The organism is Rhodocaloribacter sp. (assembly GCF_056451265.1).
Map to the genome: position 1 here is coordinate 1 of NZ_JBWOPL010000103.1, position 9,921 is coordinate 9,921.

The 9,921-nt window shown below is 64.2% G+C and carries 6 protein-coding genes; all 6 read right to left on the bottom strand.

The annotated features are described in order from the left end of the window. A partial coding sequence (locus AC1HIY_RS15720) for an FG-GAP repeat domain-containing protein (protein WP_479577753.1) occupies positions 1-362 on the bottom strand: 362 nt, incomplete at its 3' end. A gap of 2 nt (positions 363-364) precedes the next feature. Further along, complete coding sequence (locus AC1HIY_RS15725) at positions 365-2,182, bottom strand: SGNH/GDSL hydrolase family protein (protein ID WP_479577754.1); 1,818 nt, start codon at positions 2,180-2,182, stop codon at positions 365-367. Between the two features lie 27 nt (positions 2,183-2,209). Further along, positions 2,210-2,698, bottom strand: coding sequence for a hypothetical protein (locus AC1HIY_RS15730; RefSeq protein ID WP_479577755.1), 489 nt, complete (start codon positions 2,696-2,698; stop codon positions 2,210-2,212). 202 nt (positions 2,699-2,900) lie between these two features. Next, positions 2,901-4,559, bottom strand: a complete 1,659-nt coding sequence (locus tag AC1HIY_RS15735) for a hypothetical protein (protein WP_479577756.1) — start codon at positions 4,557-4,559, stop codon at positions 2,901-2,903. Positions 4,560-4,658: 99 nt separating this feature from the next. Then, positions 4,659-7,910, bottom strand: coding sequence for a SusC/RagA family TonB-linked outer membrane protein (locus AC1HIY_RS15740; protein WP_479577757.1), 3,252 nt, complete (start codon positions 7,908-7,910; stop codon positions 4,659-4,661). A gap of 337 nt (positions 7,911-8,247) precedes the next feature. Next, positions 8,248-9,921: GWxTD domain-containing protein (locus AC1HIY_RS15745; RefSeq protein ID WP_479577758.1), on the bottom strand; the 1,674-nt coding region annotated here is incomplete at its 5' end.

The window sequence follows — 9,921 nt, forward strand, 5'->3', positions numbered from 1 at the left end:
GTCACGTCCTCGAAGCGCCAGCCGCCGAGGTTGCGAAAGAGGGCGTTCGGCCCTTCGAGGCGGGCCAGGTAGACGTCCGTCCATCCGTCGCCGTCCACGTCGGCGAGCGCCACGCCCGAGCCGTTCACGTAATGCCGGTTGGCGAGAAACTGCTCCTGACTGAGCGTATTGACGAACGAGAGGCCGGCTTCGGCGGGGTTGACGGTCTCGAAGCCCGGCGCGCGGCGTCCCGGCGCGGCGAGTTCGGCCCACCGGTAGCCTTCGGCTTCGTGCCAAAGGTACGGCGTCGCCTCCTCCGAAGCGCACGCCGTGAGGAGGCCCAGGCAAAGCATTACCGCCGTCGGCCCGGTCCGCTTCTTCATGATCATTCCTCGGTTGTCCGCTGTCCGGGCCGCCGGGGATGTTCGGGGCGAAGGTCGTCCCGGGCGACGAGACGGATCGCGCCTTGCCGCGCGGCTTCCGGGCCGGGCTTCGCAGCTTCGGCCAGCGCGAGAAGGGTGGCGGCATCTTCCACCGCGCCTCGCTTCAGGCGCAGCGCCGCAAGGGCATTCAGGCTCTCGCCGTCGCCGGTCAGGTTCACCACGTGAAAGAGGATCTGCTCCGCCGTGGGCTGATACCGGAGGTTGGCCTCCGCCGCGCGCGTGGCAAAGGTGACGGCCTCGCGCCGGAGGTCCTCGTCGAAAGGCCGCCAGTACAGCGAAGACCGGTACATCTGAAGCGCGTAGAGGGTGTCGCCGCGCGCGAGGGCCACGGGCAAGGCCAGCGCGAGGGCTTCCTCGGGCGCCAGGTCGTTGACGAGCGTTTCGTACGTCAGGTAGTCGAGGTAGCTCCGCGAGGCGCGCACGCGCCCCAGTTGCTGCTGGAGAAGGATTTGCTCTTCCTCTTCCGAGCCCTTGTTGAACGGATAGCCTGCGTTGATGCTGAAGACCTGAAGGTGGGCAAAGAGGCGCTCGAAAGGATCGGCCAGCCGCCGGTCGAGCGTCACGTAGCGCATGCGCCAGTCCAGGTTTTCGTCGATGGGCTCTTCGAGCAGAGCGACGCCGCTCAGACGCAGCGCCGGGTGATTCTTGATCTCCTCGAAGAAGCGTTCGCCGATGCCATTGTATCCGATGACGTTGGGATGGAGATGGTCGGCGAAGAACCACTCGTCCTCGATGCCGCTGAAGCTATACGCCCGCGCCACCGGCGCGAGGTCCACCTCCGTGACCAGCCCTTCCTCCGCGAACGTGTCGATGAGCGCGTTCAGCGCTTCCGGGGCGCGGAAACGGATCTCATCGCGATCCTTGGCCGAGAGAAAGGCTACGCGCGCCTGCGTCGTGTCTCCCTGTTCGAAGAGTTCCTGTCCCTGCTCGTAGTCGGCCAGCGCCTCCGGATCTTCGCCGAGGGGCGGTTGATCCTTGAGGTTGGAGACGAGCGTGCCCATGTAGACCGTGATGCCGGCTTCGCGGAAGGTCGCGAGCGCCTCCCGCATGTTGGCCTCGAACTGCGCGATGCCGTCGCGGTAGGCGTCGCTGTCGAGCGTGATCTCGGCGTCTCGGATCATCTGCGCCATCAGGCTCCGCCCGTCGCCGCGCTTTGGCGTCAAGCTCCGGATCAGGTCTTCGAGCGCGCGATAGAGCACGAGGTCCTTGAGCCGAAGGACGAGCCGCTTGAGCCAGATTCGGTTGCCGAGCGCATTGACCGAGCTGCCCGCGCCGAAAGCGCCGTAATACTCGTTGTGCCCGGCATAGATCACCACGGCGTCCGGCTGCTGCGCCGCGATCTCGTCCTTGAGATCCCAGATCGTATAACTGTTGGCCGCCGTCACGCCCAGGTTGATCACCTCGATCTTCTGCCCGACCGCCTCGGCTTCGAGCCGCTGTTCGATCTGTGTGGGAAAGCCGAGATAGAACCGGTAGGGGAAGCCCGCCACCGACGATCCCCCGAGCACCATCACGCGAAAGGCGCCGTCGGGTTTTTCTTTCAGAAAGGGATGGAAGGCCACCTCCGGCTCGAAGGCGCCGTTGAAATACCGGCGCAGGTAGTCCGGATTCAGCGTTTGATAGGCTTCATGGCCCTTCACCGGCGCAAAGACGGCCTGCTCCTCGGCTCCCACACCGGCGGCGCGCAGCGCCACTTCGAGGACGGCCAACCCCGCCAGCGGCAAAAGAACGGCGAGCGCCCTAAACCAGAACTTCTTCATAGACGTCATTTCCTCTGCTACCCGATCTCAAAACCCGGTCTGGAGTTTTCGGTTCATGTATTCGGCGATCTCCTTGAAGTATGCCTTGCGCTGTTCCGTCATGGGCGCCCGTTTCCACAACCCCTTGTCCAGCAGTCGGACTTCTCCGATGAACTGCACGGTGAACGACTCCGACCTTCCCGCAAGACGGTTGCGGGGCCGGGCCGTAAGCAGGATGCGCGTCTGAGCCCCCTGATAACCGAGCTTGCGTTCATCGCTGGTCAACGGCACGTCCTTCCACGACGTTTCGAAACGGATGTCGTCGCTGGAGGAGGTGCGTGTCTCCTTGAAGCGAAAGCCGTATCTCAGGATGAGTGTTTCTTCCGCTTCCCGCAGAATCTCTGCGCGCGAAGCGGAGACGAGCGACTTCCGGTACCTGCTTTCACGTTCGGCCTTTCGCGCCGCCGACGACCCGCCGCATCCCGCCGTCAGGCAAAGAGCCGACACGAGCACGACGCACATTATCAGTCTGGCCATGGTGATGTTCCTCAATAGATGTGGGGAGAAAGGCTAAAGGGGACCCCGTCTTTTCCGCGGGAGGGACCGGACCGAGGGCCGCCGTTCCAATAAACAGCTATTACGTAGAGAGGTCAACACGACCACGCGTGTTGACCTCTCTACGTTTCAATGATGCGATGATGACGAGGTTATCCGTCTTTCGCGCTGATACGCCGGGGCGCTATTGCGGACGGGCATCCATCGTAAAGCGGCTTTCTCCGCCGGTGGGCGCACGCTTCCAGGAGAAACCGCGGTCGTCCGCCGAGGCGTCGCCGCCGCCGCCGAAGGTATACGTCTGCAACGCGAGCGTTTCCAGCTCCTTGCCCGGAATCGGGAAGTGGTATGGCGTATTGTCGACGAGGTCGCCCCAGCCGCGGTCGTCAAAGAAGGCCAGGCCGGCGGCCGTGAGGAACGTCTCGATGCGTTTCTCGTGCTTGAGCTTGGCCCAGAGGCTGGCGCCGTCGCGGTGGTTTTGCGGGTCGTCCGGCGAGCCGACGGCGTCGGTGGCCAGCGCGGGGTTGAGCTCGCCGCGAGGACCGCGCGTGTTGTTGATCAGGTCGGCAACCATCTGCGTGGAACCGCCCGTGCGGAGCAGCGCTTCGGCCTTGAGCAAATCCATCTCCGCCTTCAGCATGACCGGCATCGGGCCGTTCGAGCCGTTATCCCGGTAGTACTTGTACCGGAAGGGGTTGTGCGAAGAGTAATGGTACGTGCCGCGCGCGGGCGGGAACGGGCCGTTGTCGCCCTGATACTGGAAGTCCTTGCCGTCGACGGTCGGATCGTCGGCGCTGCCCACGATGCGGCGATCGCTGGTGTGCACGTCGAAGACGAGGCGGTCCTGCAGCGGCGTGTCGAGCCACTCCTGGAAGCAGTTGATCTTGCCGTCGTTGGGGTCGCAGACGGATTCGTCCGCCGGCCCGATGGTGCGATAGTCGGCGCGGGACCAGGTGCGGCCCTCGGAGCCGGCCCACTTCAGGCAGTCCCATTCCTGATCGCCGTTGTCGTCGCCGATGGGGGCGAAGTCTTCGACGATGCCGGCATCGATGCGGCGGATCACTTCGTTCCAGTCCACGGCGGCGCGTTCCTCAGGGGTGCGCGCCACCTGTGCCATGAAGCGAGCCACGTACGAGTTCGCGAGCCGGATCAGGCGCTGGTTGTCGACGTCGAGACCAAAGATCCAGTCGTCGGAGGCGGCGATGGTGAAGCTGTTGGCCTGCGCGATGGCGATGGCTTCGTCGAGGAAGCCGATGGCGCGCTGCATCACCTCATTATACGGTTGCGTCGGCAGTTCCACCTGCCCGAGGGCCACCGCTTCGAGATCAACGGTTTCGTCCACGACGAACGCCTTGTCGAAGAACAGCGCCAGGTGTCCGTGCATCAGCCCCATATTGAACCTGGCGAAGGCCCGAAGGCGGTTCACGTCGATGCCCGCGTCGATGAAGGCCTGCTCGTTCTCCTCCACGGCGCGCAGGCCGTCGATGGCGTTCGAGATGCCGGTGTAGTTGTCGAACCACGGCCCCTCGGTGGAGGCGCGGCGGCTGTAGGAGGAACTGTTGTCCCACGCGATGCGCGGTTCCGAGGACATGTCGCGCATGCCCCAGTTGGCCCATGAGCACGAGTGCTGGTCGGCCATCGTCGAGAGCATCGGCGAACCGTTGCATCCCTGGGTAGCGTTCCAGTACTGACTAAAGAGGTTGGAGACCAGCGCCTCGACGTCGTTCGGCTCGGCGAGCGCGCGCGTGCGGTCCGGGTTGTTCGGGTTCTCGACCGAGAGGTCCTGACAACCCGCCCACACAAACGCCAGGAGCAGTGCCAGAAGGCTAAATCGTGATAGTTTCATAGCTGTTTCCGCAAAAGAAAATTTAAGAGCTAAGGGCTTTCGGACAACCGGATCGGAGCCCTCGGCCGAGGGCCGAAGGCTCCGCACCGGATGCCTCACTTAGAACTGGATCTCCAGCTTCCCGGTCAGGGACCGGAAGAGGGGATAGCCGAAGTTGTCGACCCGGTAGAGAGAAGCGTCTCCGCCCACGCCGGCGCTGCCGGCGGTCGTCCCCACTTCGGGATCGAAGCCCGAGTAGTCCGAGATGGTCAGCAGGTTGCGCCCGATGAGGCTGATGGAGACCTGGTTGAGCGCGTTGCCGAAGTAACGCTGCAGCACCTGCCGGCTGAACGTGTAGCCCAACGAGACCTCGCGCAACTTCAGATAGGTGCCGTCTTCGATGAAGTGATCGTTGATGGCCGTTGCGTCGTAAAGGACCTCGTAGTAGTTGATGGGCTTTTTCAGTTCATCCGGCTTCCCGCTCTGGTCCTGGTCGGCCGAACGACCGTCGCGGTAGCTCCACTGCTTGGTGAAGTTGTACACGTCGCCGCCGATCTGAGCGTTCCACAGCATGTAAGCCGTCAGGCCCTTGTAGCGGAAGGTCGTATTGAAACCAACGTTGAAGTCCGGCAGCACGTCGCCGATCTGCACGAACTGGGTCGGGTTGCCGTTCTCGTCGAGCGTCTCGAACTTGACCGGCAGGCCGAACGGGCTGTCGCCCTCTCCGTCCCCGTCGGTATCGACCAGCGCGCCCCAGCATCCCTGGATCGGGTTGCCGTTCTCGTCGGTGAGCCCGCAGTTGCCGGTGAAGCCGTCGCGGAACGTATTGCCCACACCGACGGGCACGAGGTAGCCGTCATCGTTGCGATCCCAGGCCGCCGGGTTGGCGCCCTCCGGAAGCTCGGACGGGTCAGAGAGCCAGTGGAAGCCGTACATCGCGCCGAGGATCTCGCCCGAGCGGAAGAAGAACGCCGTGCGCGGCCCCCCCCGGAAGGGGTTCGCGTCGAACTGGGTGATCTCCTGCCGCGTGCGGTCGAAGGTGAAGCCCATGTCCCAGCTCACGTCCCGCGAGCGGTAGAGGTTCGCATTGAGGCTCAGCTCAACCGTGTTCGAGGTGAGCGTGCCGGCGTTCTGCCACTGCGAACTGAACCCGAAGTAACCGGCCAGCGGCACCTGCAAGAGCTGATCCTTGACCTCGCTGTCGGCATAGACGGCTTCCAGGAAGAAACGGTCCAGGAAGCTCATTTCCAGGCCGAGTTCCACCTCGGTCGAGAGCTCCGGCTTGAGGAACTTGTTCCCCAGCGTGGCCTTGGAAAGCGATCCGTTGGAGAGCGAGAAAACCTCATACTGCGCCTCAAACTGCGGGCGTCCGCCGGCGGTGCCGACCGAACCCCGGAGCTTGAACTCATCGACGGCGCTCTTGAGCGGCCACCAGGACTCTTCCGAGACGCGATAGGCAAACGCGGCCCGGTAATACGTCTGCCAGCGTTCCTCGGCGCCGAAGAGCGAACTTCCGTCCCGGCGGATGAGGAAGTCGCCGATGTACTTGTCCTCGTAGTCGAAGCCCAGCGTGGCGTAGAGGCCGTCGGCGCGGATGGTCCGCTTCGTCGAAGAGAAGTCACGGGCGCCTTCAGGGAACTGCTTCACGTTCGAGAGATCCTTGATGCCCAGCGAGGTCAACCCCGTTCCGGTGAGGCTCTCGAAGTACTCGTCGTCGCTCTCGAGCTGATACTTGAGCTGCGAACGCGCCGTGAGCTTGCCGAACGATTTGTGGAACGAGGCCGTCACGTCGCCATTGAGCGCCTCGATGAAGGAGTTCCGCCGCTGGATCTGCCCGTCGTTGATGGCGCTGGGGTCGATGGTCTGGAAGCCCCGGTCCATGAACGTGGTGCCGTCGGCATCGAGGCGGTCATAGCTGAACGTGCCTTCGAGGTCGAGCCAGTCGGTCGGCTGATACTTGGCGCGGAAGTTCCCGAGCAGACGGGAGCGATCCTGCTTGATGTCGGTGTTCTCTACGAGGTAGAGCGGGTTTTCCTCGACGGCCAGGGGATCGGCTTTCACGAAAAGCTGTCCGTTCTCGTCGCGGCGGGCCAGGTTCACGATCGGACTGGTGAACATCAGGCCGAAGAACGGGTTGATCGCCCCCGAACGCTGAACGTCGTCGCTCTGCGACTGCGAGTACCGCCCCGAAGCGCTCAAGTGCAGCTTGTTGCTGATCCGGTGATCGAGGTTCAACAGAAAACTCTGCTGGTTGTACCCGTCGGTGCCTACGACGACACCGCCTTCCTTCAGGTTCGTAAACGAAACGTGGAAGTTCGTCGAGGCGCTGTTCTGGCTGATCGAGATGTAGTTGGAGTACGTGCTTCCCGGATCGAAGAACTCGTCGAACGCATTGTACGTCGGTCCCGAGAGTGAATATTTTTTATCGTAGAAAGAAACGCCGCCCAGAATCTTGTCCTCGAGCACGCCGGGGCCGAAGCCGTTCGGGAGGCACGTATCGCAGGAGTTGACCTGACCGTCGGCGTTGAGGAAACGCCCCTGGCTGTCGATCTTGAAGCTGTGCGCCGAGTTCGGCCGGAGCGATTTCGGCAGATCGCTGATGCCGAACTCGTTCCGGATGGTGACGCGCGTCTGGTTCAGCGGAACGTTGGACCCGCGCTTGGTCGTGATGTTGATCACGCCGTTCTGCGCGCGAGAACCGTAGAGCGATGACGCGGCGGCCCCTTTGACCACCTCCATGCTCTCGATGTCGAGCGCGCCGAGGTCGACCTGGTCGGCCCCGAGGATGACGCCGTCAACGATGAAGAGCGGCGCAGAGCTGCCCGTGATGCTGGTCGATCCGCGGAGGCGCACCGAGTAGCCCGAACCCGGCTGACCGCTGTTTTTCAGCACCGAGGCGCCGGCAATCTTGCCCTGCATGGAACCGACCGGGCTGCTCGCCGGCGCCAGTTCGATGGCCGAGGCGTCGAGCTTGCTCACGGTGAAGGCCAGCTTCTTTTGCGGCGTGGCCCCGGTTACCCCCGTCACGACGACCTCGTCGAGCTTGAGCAGGTCCGGCGCCAGGGTGAAGTCCTGGGTGTGTGCGCCGGGGGAGAGGGTGATCTGACGCGTTTGAGGGGTATAGCCGACAAAACGGGCACGGAGCGTAACCGTCTGGCCATTGACCATATCCGCAGGCACTTCGAAGCTGTAGTGCCCGTCGACGTCGGTGGCGGCCCCGATGACAAGTTCCTCGATCAGCACGTTCGCGCCGGGGAGAGCCTCGCCGTTGGGGTCGGTGACTGTGCCTGAGATGGTGGCGACCTGGGCCGATGCCCATCCCGGCACAAGCAAGGCTAGCACAAAGCTAGCCCGGAGGAGCTTTCGTAACATGGCGTCTTCCGATGAGTGGTTGGTTGATACTGCGAATGCTGTGGGGGAAGAAGAACCTTGTCGCCGAGGTCGAGTCGCGCACTCGTTTTTCGGGCGAAGGCCTCAATGCGGCAATGAACACAGGGCCGCGCAGCCCTGACCATTATAGCCGCATTTATAACTAAATCAAATCCTTACAGGGAAATGATTCGTTTCGCAGTTAAGCGTAATAATATAATGTTTTGGTGAAGTTAGGCAAACAAAAAGCGCATGGGTCGTTCATTTTCCCCCTTAATCACTTCGAGAACAAAGCGATATCTCCTTCCGTCATCCGGCGACCGACGCCGCAGATCGCCCGTCAGCCCTCCTCCGAAAGTGCGAACCGAAGGGTCCGTTCGACCCGCTGCCCGCTCACCTCATCGGTGACGCGCACACGCACGTCGAGGACGCCCTCGCCCTCCCAGAAACTCAGGTCAAGGAAAATGAACTCACGCGCCGTGCGCGCCCGGGTGGTGTAGGGCGCGCGCGCTACGGTCCGCGCGCCGTCCCCTTTCTTCAAGCGAAGGAAGCCCCCCTTTTCGCGATTGCGCATCATTTCGTATTCCACGGAGAAATGTGTCCGGTCGTCGGAGCCGAAGGTGAGGTGGTATACCTCGAAATACAGCGCCAGCGGATGCGTCGCCGTCAGGCGCGTGTACGGATACGGCGCAGCCTCTTCGACAGAGGCCGAGGCATCAACGGAGAGGGGCCGCAACGGCTTGAGATCGCTCATTTCCAGACGACGCTCGTCGGCGACGAGCGCGTGGAGCGAGTCGGCGCGAAAGACGTTCGTGCGGAGGCGCGGCCCCGGGCGGCTCCTCCCGCCCGCCCCCGGCGCGGCGGCATAGAGGTCCCACTGCACGGCGAGATGATACAGCCCCGTATCCCCCCGCGCGACGAACGTCTGCGCCGGAAGGACCTGCGCTCCCTCCGCCGCCACGGACCGGAGCATGAACCGTTGCTCCCGCGCCGACCGCCGCTCGTACGCGCCGCCCAGACGCGCCAGCGTGCCGACGAGCAGAAAGTCGTACGGCGCCCGGAGCCCCTCCGCTTCGAGCCGCTTGCGTATCGCCTTCGAAGGCGTCAGGCTCTCCGGCGCCGCGCCCCAGTAGACCTCCGTGCGCGTCGTCCCGTCGGCATCGAGGAAACGCGCCGTGCGCACGAACAGCGGAAACGGTTCGGCCTCGCCCATGACGTCGACGAACATGCGGGGGACGTACCGGGCGCGCGCCCGCGCCGCCCTCCGATCTTCGACGACGGCCTGCGAGAGCGCGCTCCGGGCAAACTCGTTCGGGGGGACCGGCAAGCGCAGCCGGGCCTCGGCATTCTGCCGCGCGCGCGCCCCCAGAAGCGCCTTCGCGGATGCCGCCGAGCCGTCGTTCACGGCTTGCCCCTGGGGGTTGCCCGCCACCCGCCGGCGTATCTCCGCCTCCAACCCCGCCCTCGCGAAGGCGTCGAGCCGGTCGACGTAGCCGGCCACGTCGGCATACCGCGCGGCGTAGCCGGGATGATGGAGCGAGAGGTTGCGATAGATCTCCTCCATCACCCGCACCACCGACGCGCCTTTCTTTCGCCCGCGCACGCTCGGCGCGACCGCGTTGCGCAGGGTCGGCGGCACCAGGTCTCCGACCTCGCCCAGCCGGAAGACGCCCCCTTTTTTGACGAAAAGAAACTGCGCCGCCCGGTCGACGTGATCGTACACCCAGAATTCGTTCTCCGGGAAATCGGTGGACTGGAGCGTGAGGTTGGCCCGCAGCACCTTCTCCCGGAAAGCGTTCGTATTGAAGTCGATGGTGGCGACGTGGGCGGGCGGGCCAAGGCGGAGGTAGACGCGGCCCCGGTCGTCGAAGCCCTCGGCGGTATGATAGCGGCCGAGAGCGTGCGCGAGGCGTTCGAGGTGGGCGAGGAGGGCTTCGTTGGCCTCGGTGGCGGGGGCGGCGTCGCGGCTGCGCCACCACGCGAGAAGCCGCGCGCCGGCGCCGGGCGCGAGGCG